The organism is Massilia sp. Masssp94 (genome assembly GCF_059491305.1).
In genome coordinates, this window is sequence record NZ_CP168501.1 from 4,657,480 (window position 1) to 4,674,583 (window position 17,104).

The following is a 17,104-nucleotide window of genomic DNA, read 5'->3' on the forward strand; positions in this document are numbered from 1 at the left end:
GGATCCCCGCCTTCGCGCACTCATGTCCGGAATATTGTTTTCAAGAACCGTCAGAAATAGCATCGTCATTCCCGCGCAAGCGGGAATCCATACTGGGTATGCTAACTACGTTCTTCATTTCCACCTCGTTGGCTACAAAGAGTCGACTTCGAGCCGTCAGCATGGGTTCCCGCTTTCGCGGGAACGACGGTTTTTCCCTATGGCGGGCCTATTTTCGACGGTAAAAATTATTCCGGACAGCAGTGCGCCTTCGCGGGGACGACGGTGAGAAAAAAAAGCCTGCGCACCTTCCGATGCACAGGCTTTTTGTTTGGAACTACCGACGTTACAGCACGTCGCTCGCGTGATCCGCCAGGCGCGAACGCTCGCCGCGCGCCAGGGTCACGTGGCCGCCGTGACCCCAGCCCTTGAAGCGGTCGACCACGTACGTCAGGCCGCTCGAGCCCTCGGTGAGGTAAGGCGTGTCGATCTGCGCGATGTTGCCGAGGCAGAGGATCTTCGTGCCCGGGCCCGCGCGCGTGACCAGCGTCTTCATCTGCTTCGGCGTCAGGTTCTGCGCCTCGTCGATGATGAGGAATTTGTTCACGAACGTGCGGCCGCGCATGAAGTTCAGCGACTTGATCTTGATGCGCGAACGGATCAGGTCCTGCGTCGCCGCGCGGCCCCAGTCGCCGGCGTCGCCGTCGCCCTTCATCAGCACTTCCAGGTTGTCGTCGAAGGCGCCCATCCACGGCGACATCTTTTCTTCCTCGGTGCCGGGCAGGAAGCCGATGTCTTCGCCGACGGGCACGGTCACGCGGGTGACGATGATCTCGTTGTAGACCTTCGTCTCCAGCACCTGCGCGAGACCGGCGGCCAGTGCCAGCAGCGTCTTGCCGGTACCGGCCTGGCCGAGCAGCGAGACGAAGTCGATTTCCGGATTCATCAGGAGGTTCAGCGCGAAGTTCTGCTCGCGGTTGCGCGCCGTGATGCCCCACACGTTGTTCTTGTTGCTGGAATAGTCGCGCAGGGTCTGCAGCACGGCGGTCTTGCCGTTGATCTGCTTGACCTGGGCGTACAGCGGCGCTTCGCCGTTCTTCGGTTCCAGGTACACGAACTGGTTGACGAGCAGGGTCGGGATCAAGGGGCCCGTGATGCGGTAGAACGTGGACGAGTAGCCGCCCTTGATCTCCTGCCACGATTCGACGCCCTTGCCGTGCTTCGTCCAGAAGTCGTCCGGCAGCTGGACGATGCCCGAGTACAGCAGGTCGGTGTCTTCCAGCACGTGGTCGTTGAAGTAGTCTTCGGCGGCCAGGCCCAGCGCACGCGCCTTGATGCGCATGTTGATGTCCTTCGACACCAGCACGATCGCGCGGCCCGGCTGCTCCGTTTCCAGCGCGCGCACGACACCGAGGATCTGGTTGTCGGCCTTGCCGGACGGGAGTCCCTCGGGCAGGGCGGCGCCGTTCAGGCGCGTCTGGAAGTGCAGGCGGCCCTTCGCATCCTTGTTGCCCAGCTTGGCCAGCGGGATGCCGGTCTCGATGGCGTCGTCGTCGACGTTGGCGATCAGCGCGTCCAGCGTGCGCGAGACCTGGCGTGCGTTGCGCGCGACCTCCGACATCCCCTTCTTGTGGTTGTCGAGTTCTTCCAGCGTCATCATCGGCAGGTAGACGTCGTGTTCCTCGAAGCGGAACAGCGAGGTCGGGTCGTGCATCAGCACGTTGGTGTCGAGCACGAACACCTTCGTGGTGCCCGACGTGTCGGCCTTGCGGCTCGCTTGCGACTTGACGTTGACCTCGACCGGCTTGTGCTTGGCCGGATGCGGTTCGTTCATGTCGGTCTCGCGCAGCTTGGCACCGGCGCCTTCGGCCTTCGCCTTGCCGGGCTTCGCGGGCTTTTCGCCGCGGGCTGGCATGGGTGGCGTTGGCGGTGCTTGCGGGGGCGTGTCTTCGCGCGCGGGCGCCTCGGCCAGCAGGGCGGCCTTCGACTTGCGCGGCTTCGTCGCCTTGGGGGCGGGTACGGCCGGGCCGCTGATCAGGTCTTCGACAGGGTCGTTTTCCGCTTTCGCGGTTGCGCGCACAGGCGTCTTGCCCGGTTCGGCCCTCGGATAATCCTTGGCCAGCAGAATGGTTGCCGGCTTGGTGGGGAGTTTAGGCAGTGGCATCAGGTTCTCAATCCAGAAAAGAAGTCGGAAAAACGCTCCGCACGGCACGCGCGCGCCGTCGGGCAGACAGATGCAACTGGGGGGAGCTGCGAGGCGCCGGCGAAGCCCGGACGGGGGCCCTGGCCGGCAGCCAGATTGGAATGATGCGGTGAGGTAAAACAGTGACTCAAAATAGGCGTACGCTCGGCTAAAGGTTTTTGATAACCATCGCCAGCCCGCTCTTCAAGGCTGGCTTTTCAGGAATTCCAGCACTTCATCCACGTGATCATTGACTTTCACGCCACGCCATTCTTTCACCAACTTGCCGTCAGCGTCAATGACAAACGTACTGCGCTCGACCCCCCGCACTTTTTTGCCGTACATATTCTTCATCTTCATGACGTCGAACTGGGTGCACACGGCTTCGTCCGGATCGGAAATCAGTTCGAAGGGCAGGCCCAGTTTGGCCTTGAAATTTTCGTGCGAGCGCAGGGAATCGCGGCTGATGCCGTAGACGTCGGTGTCCAGCGCCTTGAATTCGTCGTAGCGGTCGCGGAAGTTCATCGCTTCCGTCGTGCAACCGGGGGTATTGTCTTTGGGATAGAAGTACAGCACCGTGTAGCGCGCCGGGCGGCCGTTCAGTTGAAAAGTCCGGTCGCCGGTCATCGGCGCGCTGAAATTCGCCAAGGGCGCGGCGGCGCCGTCTGCGGTTGCGGGTGCTGCGGTTGGGCTTTCGGCCACGGTAATCTCCTGTCTCGCGGGCCTGGCACCGCGTGCTTACATGGTCTTGTCGAGGATGATCAGTTCGCCCGATCGTCCCGGTAACTCGCCCCACTGGACCGGATGCTCGGGCAGCGGGTCGTCTTTTATCTTCTCATAATAGTCCGCCATCGAGGCAAGTCGGTAGCCCTGGGCTTTCCAACCTGACAACAGCTGCTCGAATATGGGGGCGAGTTTCTGTCCTTCAAGCTCCGCGTGCAAGGTATATACGTGGTCGCGTTGCGGAACCGCCGTCAGCTTCAGGAGGTGGGCGGCGATATTGTTCTCGTCGATGACGGTGCCGTCGATCTCGCGGCCCAGCAGCTCGTCCAGCGTGGGCAAGGTGGTGGGCATCTGGATGTGCGACAGGCCCCGGTAGCGGTACGGGCCGAACTGCGGATCGGCCAGCGCGCCATCGTCGCGCAACTGGGCACGGCCGTCCGACGCGTAGCGGTAGCCACAAGCATCGTGGCGCGCGAACGCATGCTGGTTCATCTGCCAGCCCGCCGCGCCGTGCGTGTGCGGCGGCGCGCCGAACACTTGCGTATAGCGCTGCTCGCTCTTCTTCATCATGCGGTCCGTCCACGCGGCATCGCGGCCGCGCACGTTGTCCTGCCACCGGACGTGGTCCCACGTGTGGATGCCGCATTCGAAGCCGGCGTCGCGCGCGGCGCGCATCTCGGCCGCCGCCTTCGCCCCGATGTCCGGGCCGGGCAGCAGCACGCCGTACATCAGCGTCCTGACGCCGTAGTGTTCAACCACGGACGTGCGCGACACCTTCTGGAAAAAGCCGGGACGCAGCGCGCGCCGCATCGCCCATCCCGTGTGGTCGGGGCCCAGCGAAAACAGGAACGTCGCGCCGGCCCCGTGCTTGTTCAGCATGCGCACGAGATTCGGCACGCCTTCGCGCGTGCCGCGGTAGGTGTCGACGTCGATCTTGAGGACGAGCAGCGGTGCCAAGGTGTGTCCTTAATCGACGAGGGCCTGGGCCGTCGCGACCTGGCCGCGGTAGGCGTCGAAGATGTGGCGCAGTGCGTCCGCCATCGTCACGGCCGGTGCCCAACCGAGGTCGTTCTTCGTGTTCTCGATCTTCGGCACGCGGTTCTGCACGTCCTGGTAGCCGGTGCCGTAGTAGGCGCCCGAGCTGGTCTCGACGATCTGCACTTTCTGCGCGCCGGCCGCGTATTCCGGGTACTCGGCCGCGAGCTTCATCATCATGTCGGCCAGTTCGCGGATCGAATAATTGTTGACCGGGTTGCCGATGTTGTAGATCTGGCCGGTGGCGCGGCCATCCTTGTTCTCGATGATCTTCATGAGCGCCGAGATGCCGTCGTCGATGTACGTGAAGGCGCGCTTCTGGTGGCCGCCGTCGACGAGCTGGATGGTCTCGCCGCGCACGATGTGGCCGAAGAACTGCGTCAGCACGCGCGACGAACCTTCCTTCGGCGTGTGGATGGAGTCGAGGCCGGCGCCGATCCAGTTGAACGGGCGGAACAGCGTGAAGTTCAGGCCTTCCATGCCGTAGCCCCAGATCACGCGGTCCATCAGCTGCTTCGCGCAGGCGTAGATCCAGCGCGGCTTGTTGATCGGGCCGTAGACCAGTTCCGAGTTCTCCGGATCGAATTCGGCGTCGCGGCTCATGCCGTAGACTTCCGACGTCGACGGGAAGATCAGGTGTTTTTTATATTTCGCGGCCGAGCGGACGATCGGCAGGTTCGCCTCGAAGTCCAGTTCGAAGACTTTCAGCGGCTCCTTCACATAGGTCGACGGCGTCGCGATGGCGACCAGCGGCAGGATCACGTCGCATTTCTTGACGTGGTACTCGACCCATTCCGTGTTGATCGTGATGTCGCCTTCGAAGAAGTGCATGCGCGGATTGTCCAGTAGGTGCGCGATGCGATCGGACGCCATGTCCATGCCGTAGACTTCCCAGTCGGTCGTCTCGAGGATGCGCTTGGACAGGTGGTGGCCGATGAAGCCGTTGACGCCGAGGATGAGGACTTTTTTCATGTGGGTTTTCCTGGATGCTTGTTCAGGCCTGGTCTTCTGCGAGTTGTGCCCGCAGTTCGGCAGGGGAGATGCGCAGGCCGTCGGCCAGCAGGCTGTGGATGACCAGCGCGCGGCCGTCGCCGCAGACGCCGAGGATGGCATTATCGACGACCGCAAGGCCCGGCGAGAGGCCCTGAACATTACCGTTCTGTAATCGGGCGCGTTCGATGACGTAGCGGCGCGGCCCGACGTCCGTGAAGGCGCCGGGGTAGGGCGGGGCGACGGCGCGGTGCAGGTTGTACACGTCCTGCGCCGGTTTGGTCCAGTCGATGCGGCCGTCTTCCGGCTTGCGGCCGCCGAAGTAGCCGCCTTTCGTCAGGTCGTTGGGCGTGCGCGGCGCGGTGCCGGCCAGCAGGTCCGGCAGCACGTGGTACAGCGCCAGCTCCGCGGCGACCGTCACCTTGCCGAACACTTCGAACGCGGTGTCGTCGGGCAGGATCGGCACGGCCTGCTGGGCGACGATGGCGCCGGCGTCCGGTTTCACCGTCATCTCGTGCAGCGTGGCACCCGTCTCGGTGGCGCCGTGCAGCACGGCCCAGTTGGTGGGCGCGCGGCCCCGGAACGCCGGCAGCAGCGAGCCGTGCATGTTGTACGCGGGGGCGATGTCGAGGATCGCCTGCGGCAGCATGTGGCGGAAGTAGAAGCTGAACATCAGGTCCGGCTGGGCTGCCTGGATGGCCGCGACCAGGTCGGCGCCTTTCGCATCACTGGGCGTGAGGTAGGGGATGCCTTCGGTCTCGCACAGCGAGAGGACGGATTCGAACCAGATGTTTTCGGTGGCGCTGTCCTGGTGCGTGATGACCAGGGCGACGTCGACGCCGCCGGCCAGCAGCACCTTCAGGCAGCGCACGCCCACGTTGTGGTAGGCGAAGACGACTGCGCGTTTGCGGGGTTGGGTCATAGTGTTCGAGTCAATTTGGGATGAGCATGCAAAACACCGTCATCCCCGCGGAAGCGGGGATCCATGCTGAGCGGATTTCTGATGTTCAGCATGGGTTCCCGCTTTCGCGGGAACGACGATTTTATGGCCGCGGCCAGATACTCAGCGCGCGACCTGCCGCTTCTCGATCCCGCCGAGTTCCGCCAGGTCCGGCGGCACGCCCTCCAGGATCGTGGCGACGACGTAGCGCGGCCGTGCGCGCACCTGCTGGTAGATGCGGCCCACGTATTCGCCCACGAGGCCGATGCCGAACAGGATCACGCCCATGAAGAAGAACGCGATCGCGAACAGCGTGAACACGCCTTCCGCCTCGGCGCCCAGCAGGAAGCGGCGGAAGATGAGCACCACCACCAGCAGCGCCGACAGCAGCGACAGGGTCATGCCCAGCAGCGAGAACATCTGCAGCGGCACGAGCGAGAAGCCCGTCATCAGGTCGAAATTCAGGCGAATGAGGCTGTACAGCGAATACTTCGATTCGCCGGCCGCGCGTTCCTCGTGCTCGACGACGATCTCCGTCGGCTTGCGCGCGAACTTGTACGCGAGCGCCGGCACGAAGGTGTTCACTTCGCCGCACTGGTTGACGAGGTCGATCACGTTGCGGCCGTACGCGCGCAGCATGTTGCCCTGGTCCGTGATGTGGATGTTCGTGATGCGCTCGCGCACCCGGTTCATCGCCTTCGAAGCCACCGTGCGCCATGCCGAATCCTGGCGCTTGCGGCGGATCGAGCCCACGTAGTCGTAGCCCTCGCGCATCTTGGCGATCAGCTTGTGGATTTCTTCCGGCGGATTCTGCAGGTCGGCATCGAGCGTGATGACGATCTGGCCGCGCGTCTGTTCGAAGCCCGCGAGGATCGCCATGTGCTGGCCGTAATTGCCGTTGAAGAGGACGACGCGCGTGACGTCCGGGCGCTTGCGGTACTGCTCGGCCAGGATCGCCACCGAGTTGTCGCGGCTGCCGTCGTTGACGAAGACGACTTCGTACACGATACCCAGCGCATCCATCGCCGGGTACAGGCGCGCGAACAGATTCGCCAGGCCCGCTTCCTCGTTATAGACCGGAATGACGACCGAGACTTCCGGTTTCATCGCCACCGCCGTCATTTTGCGAGCACCGCTTTGACGGCCTTCACGGCGCGTTCCACGTCGGCGATGGTCATTGCATTGAACATCGGCAGCGTGACGGTCAGGCGGCCGATCTTCTCGGCGACGGGGAACATCCCTTCCTTGAAGCCGCGCTCGCGGTACAGCGTGAACAGGTGGATCGGCGCGTAATGGTAGCCGGTGCCGACGTTGTGTTCCTTCTGCATGCGGGTCATGAAGTCGGCGCGCGTGCCGGGGCCGTTGTCCGGCAGGATGATCTGGAACAGGTGCCAGTTGCTCGTGCCGAAGGCCTGGATCGGCAGCTGGGCGCCGGTCTGCGTTTCGAAATCGGGGCCGAAGCAGTCGAAGTAATGGCGCGCCAGCGCGGCGCGGTGCGCCGTCAGCGTCTCCAGGTTCTTCATCTGGCCCAGGCCGATGGTGGCCATGATGTCGCTCATGTTGTACTTGCCGCCCAGGACGTCGACGTCGATGCCGTCCACGCCGCTGCGCGTCACGCCCTGCAGGCGGTACTTCTCGGCCAGGCGCGCTTCCTCGAGGTTGTTCAGCACGAGGCAACCGCCTTCGCCGGTCGTGATGTTCTTGTTGGCCTGGAAGCTGAACGACGCGAAGTCGCCGAACGAGCCGATGCGCTTGCCGTTCCACAGCGAGCCGATGGCCTGCGCGGCATCCTCGACGACGCGCAGGTTGTGCTTGTGCGCGATCGCGTACAGGCGGTCCATGTCCAGCGGCAGGCCGGAGAGATACACGGGGATGATGGCCTTCGTGCGCGGGGTGATCGCGGCTTCCAGCTTGTCCAGGTCCATGTTGCGCGTGACCGGATCGATGTCGGCGAAGACCGGGGTCGCGCCCACTTCGATGATCACGTTGGCGGTGGCCGGCCACGAGACCGGCGTCGTGATCACTTCATCGCCCGGCTTGATGCCGGCGATGCGCAGCGCGATCTCCATCGTGCAGGTGCCGGAATTGAAGGTGCGGACCGGACGGCCGCCGAAGTATTCCGACAGCAGGGCCTCGAATGCCTGGTTTTTCGGACCGGTCGTGATCCAGCCGGAGCGCAGCACTTCGCCGACGGCGGCGATGGTCTCTTCGTCGATGGTGGGCCGGGAAAAGGGCAGAAAGGGCAGCTCGGCAGTCATGGAAAGCTCGTTATTCTCTTGTAAAGATGTATGCGGACAAAGCTGGCATTGTAACAGCGCCCTGTCCGACGCTAAATTAGGTTCTTGCCAGCAACACGACGCCGATGACGATGACGCCGATGGCCGCCAGGCGCTGCGGCGACACCACCTCGCCCAGGAACATCCAGGCGCCGAACGCGGACACGACATAGCCCAGCGACAGCATCGGATACGCGATCGTCACGTCCGTGCGCGACAGGCCGATGATCCACACGACCAGCGAGATGGCGTAGCACGCCAGCCCGCCCAGGATCGGCAGCTGGGTCACGACCTTGACGAAGGTCTCGAACCAGTTGCTCATGGTGAGATGGATGGCGCCGCCGATGGCGTTCGTGCCCGCTTTCAGCAGCAGCTGGGCACAGGCGTTCAGGATCACGCCGGAGATGATGAAGGCAAAGGTGGTGAGGTTCATTCGGGAGTATCAAAAATTCGCGATGACGGTACGGCGCGCGTCCGCCGCCACGATGCGCAGCGGGACGCCCTGGCGCTGCAGGTCCGCGGCGATCTCCGGACGGATGATCGCCACGTTGCGCACGCCGGCGGCCGCATCCGTGCGCCAGCGGGCGACGAACTCGGGAATCGTCGGGATCGCGAGTTCCGGTTGCTGCTGGAGGCCGAAGTCGAACTCGTCGCGGTAATCGACGAGCGTCACGGGACGGCCGAGGTAGAAGGTCAGCGACTGCTCGTAGATCCCGACCGAATAGACTTTCACGGCAGGATTCGCGGCGCCGGCGGCCTTCAGCGCGGGCAGCAGGTTGACGCCAGCGCGCACCTGGCCGATCGGCTCGAAGCCGACGAGCAGCAGCTGCGTGCCGGCGAAACCGGCAATGGCCAGCACGACGACGAACAGGTCGCGCAGCATCTGGCGCGCGTACAGCAGGGCAAGGCAGCCGCCGATCAGCAGCACGAGGCCCGCCGCCAGCACCCACGGCTGATAGGCCGCGTACAGCACGTCCTCGCCCGCATGCTTGGCGAACTTCAGCATGAACGGGACGGTGACGAGGAAGCCCACGCCCAGCAGCGCCGTCAGGGCGGCCGTGACCATGCGGCCGCGGCGCGTGCCGGCGTCCAGGTAGACCGCCACCAGCAGCGCGACGGCGGGGAACACGGGCAGGATGTAGCCGGGCAGCTTGGAATTCGACTTGGTGAAGAACAACGTGATGAACGCCACCCACACGAGCAGCATCAGGCGTGGACGGAATTTGGTCGTCTCGCCGTCGCGGCGGGCGGCACCAATCAGGCTTTGCACCAGCACGCCGACCCACGGCACGCTGCCGGCGGCCAGCAGCACGAAGAAGATGTACCACGCCGCTTCGCGGTGGTGTTCCTTCTTGAGGAAGCGGTCGAAGTGTTCGTGGACGAAGAAGAAGTGCGGCTGCTCCGGATTCTTCAGCCCGACCAGCACGAACCACGGCGTGGCGATCAGGAAGAACAGGATCAGGCCTTTCACGATGTGCAGGCGCTTCCAGATGGCCCAGTCGCGCGAGAAGATCGTGTAGAACACGAGCACGCCGCCCGGCAGCACGAGGCCGATCAGGCCCTTGGACAGCACGGACAGCGCCATGCCGGCCCAGCACACGAGCATCCAGTTGCGGCGCTCGGACCCGGAAGCATCGTCGCGCTGGGCGATGAGGAGGGCGCACAGGGCCACAGTCATCATGCCGGACAGGCCCATGTCGAGCGAATCGATCTGGCTGCACGCGACCCAGTAGAACGAGGAGCCGAGGACCAGCGCGGCGTAGAAGCCGATGCGCGCGCCGAACACGCGGGTGCCCGCGACGCCCGTCAGGACGACGCCCAGCAGGCCGCACAAGCCCGTCCACAGGCGCGCCTGCCAGTCGCCGAGGCCGAACAGGGTGAACGACAGGGCGTTCATCCACGTCTGCAGCGGGGGCTTTTCGAAATACTTGATGCCGTTCAGGCGCGTCGTGATCCAGTCGCCGCTGGCGAACATCTCGCGCGCCATCTCGGCGTAGCGGCCTTCATCCGGCGGCACGAGCGTGCGCGCGCCCAGTGCATACAGCAGGACGGCGGCAAAGACGATCAGCAGGGTCCAGGTGAGGGTTTTATTCCGGTGCAGGTCGTTCATGCGGCCTTCGCGTCGCCTTCGATGATCAGCGCCAGCGTCACCTTGCGGCCTTCGCCCATCAGGATGTTGTAGGTGCGGCAGGCGGCGTGGCTGTCCATGCTTTCGACGCCGATGCGCTGGCTGGACAGGCTCGTGACGAGGCGCGGATGCACGAAGCGCTGGCGCTCGCCCGTGCCGAGGATGACGACGTCCGGCTTGTCGGCCGCGATCGCCTCGAAATGCTCGGCTTTCAGGTCCTCGAAGCGCGTGACGGGCCACGCGCGCGGTGCCACTTCGGGCATCACGAGCACGCTGTAGTCGAAGCGCTGGGCGTTGATCTCGACGCCGGCCCGGTCGTAGCCGGTGACCGTCTGGTATTTTTCGGTGCTGCTGGAATGGAGCTTCATGATGGCAAGCCGGGGAATGACAGGCACAGGGCGCGTATTGTAACTGGTTTCCAGTACGTCCCAGCAATGGGCGGTTGCTTAATCCCCGCCAATTGGGCAGAATGGAATTTTTCGCATTGCAACAACGCGCTACAGATCAGGCTGCTTAACAGGCATCTTCCGCAGCCATTTATTTCCAAGGTGATATTTTGCGACCGATTCTGAAATCCAACAAGCTCGACGACGTCTGCTACGAGATCCGTGGCCCGGCGCTGCAGATCGCGCGCCAGATGGAGGAAGACGGCCACAAGATCATCAAGCTGAACATCGGCAACCTGGCCGTGTTCGGTTTCGATCCGCCGGATGAGATCGTGCGCGACATGATCCTCAACATGCAGAACTCGGCCGGCTACACGGATTCGAAGGGCATGTTTGCACCGCGCAAAGCGATCATGCATTACACCCAGGAAAAGAATATCCGCGGCGTCGGCATCGACGACATCTACCTGGGCAACGGCGCCTCCGAACTGATCGTGATGGCGATGCAGGGCCTGCTGAACAGCGGCGACGAAGTCCTCGTCCCGGCGCCGGATTACCCGCTGTGGACGGCGGCCGTCAGCCTGGCCGGCGGCAATCCCGTGCACTATGTCTGCGACGAGCAGGCCGGCTGGCTGCCCGACATCGACGACATGCGCAAGAAGATCACGCCGAACACGCGGGCGATCGTCGTCATCAACCCGAACAACCCGACCGGCGCGCTGTATTCGCGCGACGTGCTGCTGGAAATCGTCGAACTGGCGCGCCAGCACCAGCTGATCGTCTACGCCGACGAAATCTACGACAAGACGCTGTACGACGGCGAGGAGCACGTGTCGCTCGCCTCGCTGGCCGACGACGTCCTGTTCGTTACGCTGAACGGCCTGTCGAAGAACTACCGTTCGTGCGGCTACCGTGCCGGCTGGATGGTCCTCTCCGGCGAAAAACGCCATGCGAAAGACTATATCGAAGGCCTGAACATGCTGGCGTCGATGCGCCTGTGCGCCAACGCGCCGGGCCAGTTCGCGATCCAGACTGCGCTCGGCGGCCACCAAAGCATTGCGCACCTCGTGGCCCCCGGCGGCCGCCTCGCACGCCAGCGCGACCTGGCTCACCAACTCCTGACCGATATTCCGGGCGTTACCTGCGTCAAGCCAAAAGCGGCGCTGTACATGTTCCCACGCCTCGACCCGAAGATCTACCCGATCGCCGATGACCAGCAATTTATCTGTGAGCTGTTGTCCGAGGAAAAAGTCCTGCTGGTGCAAGGCACTGGCTTCAACTGGAAGACGCCGGACCATTTCCGCCTGGTCTTCCTCCCCAATTCCGACGACCTGACGGATGCGTGCGGCCGTATCGCCCGCTTCCTCGACGGCTACCGGCGCCGTCACGCGCGCTGAGAACGACAGACAGCAGACAGTATATTCATATGAAACCCATCAAAGCAGGCTTGCTCGGCCTCGGCACCGTCGGTGCAGGCACCTACCACGTCCTCCAACGCAACCAGGAAGAGATCCGCCGCCGCGCCGGCCGCGGCATCGAGGTTGCGATGGTCGCCGTCCGTAACCTCGAACGTGCCAAGCGTATCGTCGGCAGCGAAGTGGAGGTCGTCGCCGACCCGTACGCCGTCGTGAACAATCCGGATATCGACATCGTCGTCGAACTGATCGGCGGCTATGACCTGACGCGCGAACTGGTGCTGCAGGCGATCGCCAACGGCAAGCACGTGGTCACCGCCAACAAGGCGCTGCTGGCGCTGCACGGCAACGAAATCTTCGAGGCGGCCCAGGCCAAGGGCGTGATGGTGGCGTTCGAAGCGGCCGTCGCCGGCGGCATCCCGATCATCAAGGCGCTGCGCGAAGGCCTGTCGGCCAACCGCATCGAATCCGTCGCCGGCATCATCAACGGCACGACGAACTTCATCCTGTCCGAGATGCGCGACAAGGGCCTGGACTTCAACACCGTGCTGAAGCAGGCGCAGGAACTGGGCTATGCGGAAGCGGATCCGACCTTCGACATCGAAGGCGTGGACGCGGCGCACAAGCTGACCATCATGTCCGCCATCGCCTTCGGCATCCCCGTGCAGTTCGGCAGCGCCCACATCGAGGGCATCAGCCAGCTGCAGGCCGTGGACCTGCGCTACGCCGAACAACTGGGCTACCGCATCAAGCTGCTGGGCATCACGCGCCGCACGACGGTCGACGGTAAAGAGGGTATCGAACTGCGCGTGCACCCGACCCTCGTGCCGGGCGCGCGCCTGATCGCGAACGTCGAAGGCGCGATGAACGCCGTGCTCGTGCAGGCCGACGCCGTCGGCGCGACGCTGTACTACGGCAAGGGCGCCGGCGCCGAGCCGACCGCCTCCGCCGTCATCGCCGACCTGATCGACGTGACCCGCCTGGCGACCGCCGACCCGTATTCGCGCGTGCCGCACCTGGCGTTCCAGCCGACGGAACTGGCCGACGTGCCGATCCTGCCGATGGAAGAAATCCGCACCAGCTACTACCTGCGCGTGACCGTGCAGGACCAGCTGGGCGTGATGGCCGACCTGACCCGCATCCTGGCCGACGCCGGCATCTCGATCGACGCCGTGCTGCAGAAGGAGCCGGGCGAGAAGGCGCGCACGGACATCGTCATCATCACCCACCAGACCCGCGAAAAATACGTCAACGCCGCGATCGCCAAGATCGAGAGCCTGGCGACGACCGTCGGCAAGGTGGTGCGCATCCGCCTGGAGAGCCTGGGCTGATCGTCCCCGCTCGAATCGAAGCCGCCGCCGTGCGAACGGTGTGCGGCTTTTTTTACGTCTCATGGTGCGGTGCGCCAGCGCCGCGCGAGCGGGATCGGGGACAGGCCGATGTGGCCGAGGAATCCGTCGGCGAATTCGTCCACGCAACGGCGCTCCACCTGTGTGGGCGCGTGCAGCGGGGCGGTGGTGAGCGCCAGCAGGCGGCGCTCGATGTGGTCGAACAGCGCGTCATCCGCGCCGGGAGATGGGGGAGGGAAGTCGGTCGTTTTCATCTCCACATCTTACCTGTGCTGCGGCGCACAAGAAATGGTGTGCGAATGCATGTATGCGTTCGCTCAACGATGTGAGAATGTGCTGCAACGCATGCTTATCTGCGCGCAATGTGCGGTGAAAAATGGATTTTTTGAAGTCGCGTGGCGTCGTACTGACAGGCGCGCCACGCGATTCGCAGGGTGGGCACGCCGTGCCCACGCGGACGTTTGCATGACGCATGCGTCACGCGTGGGCGAAGGTCGCCCATCCTACAGTGTCACGGGTACAGGCCGCGCACTTCACGCGCCTGCAGGATGCGCGTGCAGGCCACGATGAACGTCGCGGTGCGCAGGCTCACCTTCTTCTCCTGCGCGACGTCCCACACGGCGCCGAACGCGCTCTGCATGATGCGGGTGAGGCGGGCATTGATCTCGTCCTCCGTCCAGAAGAAGCTCGAGAAATCCTGGACCCATTCGAAGTACGACACGGTGACGCCGCCCGCGTTGGCCAGCACGTCCGGCACGACGAGGACGTCCTTGTCGGCGAGGATGTCGTCGGCTTCCGGCGTCGTGGGGCCGTTCGCGCCTTCCAGGATGATCTTCGTCTTGAGTCCCGTTGCGACGTCCGCCGTGATCTGCCGCTCCAGGGCTGCCGGGATCAGGATGTCGGACTCGATGTCCCAGAACGCGTCGCGGTCCAGCGTCGCGTCCGCACCGGGGAAGCCCTTCACGCCGCCCGCTTCGGCCACGTGCTTGTGCAGTTGCGCGACATCGAGGCCGCCTTCGCGCACGATGGTGCCCGTGTGGTCCTGCACGGCGACGATCTTCGCGCCGGCACCCGCGAAGATGGTGGCCGCGGTGCCGCCGACGTTGCCGAAGCCCTGGATGGCGATGCGCGCGCCGGCCAGCGCCACACCGCGCCGCGCCGCGGCTTCCTGCCCGACGACGAACACGCCGCGGCCCGTCGCTTCACGGCGTCCCAGCGAGCCGCCCAGCGAGACCGGCTTGCCCGTCACGACGCCCGTCGACAGGTTCCCTTCGATCATGGCGTACGAATCCATCATCCAGGCCATGACCTGTTCGTTGGTGTTCACGTCCGGCGCGGGGATGTCCTTCGTCGGGCCGATCAGCATGCTGATTTCGCTCGTATAGCGGCGCGTGAGGCGCTGCAGCTCGCCCTTCGACAGGGTGGACGGATCGACGCGGACGCCGCCTTTGGCCCCGCCGTACGGCACGTTGACGGCCGCGTTCTTCACCGACATCCAGGCCGACAGCGCCATCACCTCCGACAGCGTCACGTCCTGGTGGAAGCGCACGCCGCCCTTGCCCGGACCGCGCGACAGGTTGTGCTGGACGCGGTAGCCCTCGTAATGCGCAATGGTGCCGTCGTCGCGTTCGATCGGGACGTCGACGGTCAGGATGCGCTTCGGACGCTTCAGCGTTTCGATCCAGCGCGACAGGCTGCCCAGGTGCGGGGCGACGCGGTCGACCTGTTGCAGGTACTGGCCCCACGGGCCGAGGTCGTTCGGGTTCAGGTAGGAAGGGATGTAGTCGTGGCTCATGGCAGGTCTCCGTGTGTGGTTCAAGGCTGAGCCCATCATAGGATGGGCGGCCGGAGACTGGCCAATGCTGCTTGCGCATGCGGTCATGCGCAAAAAGCATGGCTGTGTTTGCGCTATTCGTGCGGGCCGACAGCGGTTGTCGCGGTCGAGAGCATTGTCGTGATCGCGCTTACGGAATGGCGCTGAATGGCATGGACACTCGATGTTCGTTTGTTGGGTGTTCTTAGCTTGGCGGCATTGCTTCCAGCGCGTGCGCCGAAGCCAGCACGCCATCCAGAACCTTGTCCGCTACTGCGGCCGAGAAGCCGTCCGGAAGCTCACCACGGACCTTCTCCACGACGTCCGGCGTGCGCGCGATGAACTCCTGGAGCAGCGGCTCCGCGTTATCGCCGTAGCCGACCTTTTTCGCGGTGCTGTTGAAGTGCCTTCGTTGGATGTCGCGCGCCAGGTAGTGCCGGTTCTTGCCGAGAAGGGCCATCGCCATTTTGACTTCGTGTTCCGACCACTGGTTCGGGCCTGGGCCCATGACGGGGTAGGCCGACATCACATCATAGATGGGCGTCAGCTTGAAGCGGCCCGTGCCGGCCAGCAGCTGGATACTGAAGTTCTTGGCGTGGCCGTCCGGCGCGCGCAGCATCCAGAACAGCAGCTGCGACGCCATCAGCGTGCGCATGTCCTCTTTGGCCTGCTGCGACTGCTGGGCCAGCGTGAAAATTTGCTTCAGGCCCGGGCCACCTTCATTCTCATACTTCACCAGGGGCGACACGCCGGTGGCCTGGCAGAAGTCTTCCTGGACGAGCCGGAACAGGTGCTGACCGCTGGCCGAGCGCACCCGGTCGAAGCGCTCGACGACGAGGACACGCTGCTTGCCGAAGGTAGCAATCTCGGCGTTCGCCGTCGGCAGGCCGAATTCCTTGAACAGTCGTAGGCAGAGCCACTCGTTGTCGACCGAGGTCGAGAAGTCAGCTTTGCGGCCGCCGACGAGCCCGATTGGAAGCTTGAAGATGTGCGTCGTCGGCGTGGCGCCGCGCGGCTTCATCCATTTGCCATCCCACCACAGGAACGCGTCCTTCTCTTGCGCGCCAGCCAGAGAAATCCGGAAGTCGTCGTCTGGGGCCTGCGGGCCGCCGCGCTGGTCTGGGTTCACCACATCCAGAAGGTGGCGCTCGATGGCTTCGTCATCGACGACAGTGCCGTCCACGTGGTCAACGCCCTCCGGCTGGGCGCCATCCGGCAGCAGCTGCAGGGCGCCAACGCAGTCCCGGCCGATGGCGGCCAGCAGGTCGAACGCGTCAATGGAGCCTGTCTTGAACCGGGCCGCAACCCGTCTGCGGATCGAATCGCTGTCGGGCAGCAGGCCGTCGAAGTAGTGGGAGACCCGGGCCCCCTTCAGCGGCTCATTGTGCAGGTTGAAGGGTAGCGACAGCGAGATAGGGCGGCCGCGCGGGGAGGCGCACCAGCCGGCATCGTACTGCAGCTCCGAGTTTCCGGCAGCATTGACCGTCCAGCGGCCGACATATTCTCCGTTGGCCCAGAGATTGAGGGTTTGGTTGTGCGAGCGACGCCCCATGATTACCACTCCGCCGAGTTGCTGGCCGCCGACGTATCCCTCTCGCCGAGTTTGAGCTCCAGCTTTAGTGCCGAGCACCAGCTGAGCAGCTGTTTGACGCTGAGTTCCTCGGGGTGATTCTCGAGGTGCGAGATACGGTTCTGGCTGACCCCGACATAGCCAGCCAGCTCAGCCTGCGTGATTTTATGCCGTTTGCGCGTGGCCTTGAGGAGCTGGCCGAGGTGGGATGCCGTAGAGAGCGTGTGGTAGTCGGGCGCGAAGGACATAGGCAATATCCGATATTCAGATATGTCGAGTTTATCTGATTAGCAGATAAAGTCAATATATCTGAATATC

At 64.2% G+C, this 17,104-nt stretch carries 16 protein-coding genes; 2 read left to right on the top strand and 14 right to left on the bottom strand.

From position 1 onward, the window contains the following. Positions 1 to 325 precede the first annotated feature (325 nt). The 10 genes from ACEN9G_RS20570 to ACEN9G_RS20615 form a co-directional block, all read right to left on the bottom strand. On the bottom strand, positions 326 to 2,143 hold the full coding sequence (locus tag ACEN9G_RS20570; protein WP_413339303.1) for a PhoH family protein: 1,818 nt from the start codon (positions 2,141 to 2,143) through the stop codon (positions 326 to 328). A gap of 222 nt (positions 2,144 to 2,365) precedes the next feature. Next, positions 2,366 to 2,863: a peroxiredoxin gene (locus ACEN9G_RS20575; protein ID WP_413339301.1), complete on the bottom strand. Its 498-nt coding sequence runs from the start codon at positions 2,861 to 2,863 to the stop codon at positions 2,366 to 2,368. Between the two features lie 36 nt (positions 2,864 to 2,899). Beyond that, complete coding sequence (locus ACEN9G_RS20580) at positions 2,900 to 3,841, bottom strand: polysaccharide deacetylase family protein (protein ID WP_413339299.1); 942 nt, start codon at positions 3,839 to 3,841, stop codon at positions 2,900 to 2,902. 9 nt (positions 3,842 to 3,850) lie between these two features. Then, complete coding sequence (locus ACEN9G_RS20585) at positions 3,851 to 4,891, bottom strand: bifunctional UDP-4-keto-pentose/UDP-xylose synthase (RefSeq protein WP_413339297.1); 1,041 nt, start codon at positions 4,889 to 4,891, stop codon at positions 3,851 to 3,853. 22 nt (positions 4,892 to 4,913) lie between these two features. After that, positions 4,914 to 5,831, bottom strand: coding sequence for a formyltransferase (locus ACEN9G_RS20590; RefSeq protein ID WP_413339296.1), 918 nt, complete (start codon positions 5,829 to 5,831; stop codon positions 4,914 to 4,916). A 141-nt stretch (positions 5,832 to 5,972) separates the two neighbouring features. Beyond that, the gene (locus ACEN9G_RS20595; RefSeq protein WP_413339294.1) at positions 5,973 to 6,956 is read right to left on the bottom strand and encodes a glycosyltransferase; all 984 of its coding nucleotides are present in this window, start codon (positions 6,954 to 6,956) and stop codon (positions 5,973 to 5,975) included. Between the two features lie 11 nt (positions 6,957 to 6,967). Next, positions 6,968 to 8,107 carry a DegT/DnrJ/EryC1/StrS family aminotransferase gene (locus tag ACEN9G_RS20600; RefSeq protein WP_413339293.1) on the bottom strand — a complete coding sequence of 380 codons (1,140 nt, stop codon included), beginning with the start codon at positions 8,105 to 8,107 and terminating at the stop codon, positions 6,968 to 6,970. 76 nt (positions 8,108 to 8,183) lie between these two features. Next, on the bottom strand, positions 8,184 to 8,558 hold the full coding sequence (locus ACEN9G_RS20605; RefSeq protein ID WP_413339292.1) for a DMT family transporter: 375 nt from the start codon (positions 8,556 to 8,558) through the stop codon (positions 8,184 to 8,186). A gap of 9 nt (positions 8,559 to 8,567) precedes the next feature. Beyond that, the gene (locus tag ACEN9G_RS20610; RefSeq protein ID WP_413339290.1) at positions 8,568 to 10,235 is read right to left on the bottom strand and encodes a glycosyltransferase family 39 protein; all 1,668 of its coding nucleotides are present in this window, start codon (positions 10,233 to 10,235) and stop codon (positions 8,568 to 8,570) included. Further along, the gene (locus ACEN9G_RS20615) at positions 10,232 to 10,621 is read right to left on the bottom strand and encodes an Mth938-like domain-containing protein (RefSeq protein WP_413339288.1); all 390 of its coding nucleotides are present in this window, start codon (positions 10,619 to 10,621) and stop codon (positions 10,232 to 10,234) included. Before ACEN9G_RS20615 ends, ACEN9G_RS20610 begins: the two co-directional genes overlap by 4 nt. A gap of 188 nt (positions 10,622 to 10,809) precedes the next feature. Here ACEN9G_RS20615 and ACEN9G_RS20620 point away from each other — a divergent pair, with 188 nt between their 5' ends. Both ACEN9G_RS20620 and ACEN9G_RS20625 read left to right on the top strand, forming a co-directional pair. After that, positions 10,810 to 12,036 (top strand): pyridoxal phosphate-dependent aminotransferase, encoded by a 1,227-nt coding sequence (locus ACEN9G_RS20620; RefSeq protein WP_056136773.1) that lies wholly within the window; start codon positions 10,810 to 10,812, stop codon positions 12,034 to 12,036. Between the two features lie 29 nt (positions 12,037 to 12,065). Continuing rightward, positions 12,066 to 13,385 (top strand): homoserine dehydrogenase, encoded by a 1,320-nt coding sequence (locus ACEN9G_RS20625; protein ID WP_413339286.1) that lies wholly within the window; start codon positions 12,066 to 12,068, stop codon positions 13,383 to 13,385. Between the two features lie 59 nt (positions 13,386 to 13,444). On the opposite strand, the gene ACEN9G_RS20630 is transcribed toward ACEN9G_RS20625, so the two are convergent. The 4 genes from ACEN9G_RS20630 to ACEN9G_RS20645 all read right to left on the bottom strand — a co-directional run bounded on the left by ACEN9G_RS20630 (position 13,445) and on the right by ACEN9G_RS20645 (position 17,034). Next, positions 13,445 to 13,657 carry a hypothetical protein gene (locus tag ACEN9G_RS20630; RefSeq protein WP_413339284.1) on the bottom strand — a complete coding sequence of 71 codons (213 nt, stop codon included), beginning with the start codon at positions 13,655 to 13,657 and terminating at the stop codon, positions 13,445 to 13,447. Positions 13,658 to 13,914: 257 nt separating this feature from the next. Continuing rightward, positions 13,915 to 15,198 carry a Glu/Leu/Phe/Val family dehydrogenase gene (locus ACEN9G_RS20635; protein ID WP_483126899.1) on the bottom strand — a complete coding sequence of 428 codons (1,284 nt, stop codon included), beginning with the start codon at positions 15,196 to 15,198 and terminating at the stop codon, positions 13,915 to 13,917. 223 nt (positions 15,199 to 15,421) lie between these two features. Then, a complete protein-coding gene (locus ACEN9G_RS20640) occupies positions 15,422 to 16,768 on the bottom strand; it encodes a type II toxin-antitoxin system HipA family toxin (RefSeq protein ID WP_413342821.1) in 1,347 nt (448 codons plus the stop codon). Between the two features lie 2 nt (positions 16,769 to 16,770). After that, a complete protein-coding gene (locus ACEN9G_RS20645) occupies positions 16,771 to 17,034 on the bottom strand; it encodes a helix-turn-helix domain-containing protein (RefSeq protein ID WP_413342819.1) in 264 nt (87 codons plus the stop codon). Positions 17,035 to 17,104: the final 70 nt, after the last annotated feature.

Excerpts from the sequence above, each read along its gene's own strand:
- ACEN9G_RS20570 (WP_413339303.1), bottom strand. The coding sequence starts at position 2,143 with ATGCCACTGCCTAAACTCCCCACCAAGCCGGCAACCATTCTGCTGGCC.
- ACEN9G_RS20585 (WP_413339297.1), bottom strand. The coding sequence starts at position 4,891 with ATGAAAAAAGTCCTCATCCTCGGCGTCAACGGCTTCATCGGCCACCAC.
- ACEN9G_RS20590 (WP_413339296.1), bottom strand. The coding sequence starts at position 5,831 with ATGACCCAACCCCGCAAACGCGCAGTCGTCTTCGCCTACCACAACGTG.
- ACEN9G_RS20595 (WP_413339294.1), bottom strand. The coding sequence starts at position 6,956 with ATGAAACCGGAAGTCTCGGTCGTCATTCCGGTCTATAACGAGGAAGCG.
- ACEN9G_RS20600 (WP_413339293.1), bottom strand. The coding sequence starts at position 8,107 with ATGACTGCCGAGCTGCCCTTTCTGCCCTTTTCCCGGCCCACCATCGAC.
- ACEN9G_RS20605 (WP_413339292.1), bottom strand. The coding sequence starts at position 8,558 with ATGAACCTCACCACCTTTGCCTTCATCATCTCCGGCGTGATCCTGAAC.
- ACEN9G_RS20610 (WP_413339290.1), bottom strand. The coding sequence starts at position 10,235 with ATGAACGACCTGCACCGGAATAAAACCCTCACCTGGACCCTGCTGATC.
- ACEN9G_RS20615 (WP_413339288.1), bottom strand. The coding sequence starts at position 10,621 with ATGAAGCTCCATTCCAGCAGCACCGAAAAATACCAGACGGTCACCGGC.
- ACEN9G_RS20625 (WP_413339286.1), top strand. The coding sequence starts at position 12,066 with ATGAAACCCATCAAAGCAGGCTTGCTCGGCCTCGGCACCGTCGGTGCA.
- ACEN9G_RS20630 (WP_413339284.1), bottom strand. The coding sequence starts at position 13,657 with ATGAAAACGACCGACTTCCCTCCCCCATCTCCCGGCGCGGATGACGCG.
- ACEN9G_RS20635 (WP_483126899.1), bottom strand. The coding sequence starts at position 15,198 with ATGAGCCACGACTACATCCCTTCCTACCTGAACCCGAACGACCTCGGC.
- ACEN9G_RS20640 (WP_413342821.1), bottom strand. The coding sequence starts at position 16,768 with ATGGGGCGTCGCTCGCACAACCAAACCCTCAATCTCTGGGCCAACGGA.
- ACEN9G_RS20645 (WP_413342819.1), bottom strand. The coding sequence starts at position 17,034 with ATGTCCTTCGCGCCCGACTACCACACGCTCTCTACGGCATCCCACCTC.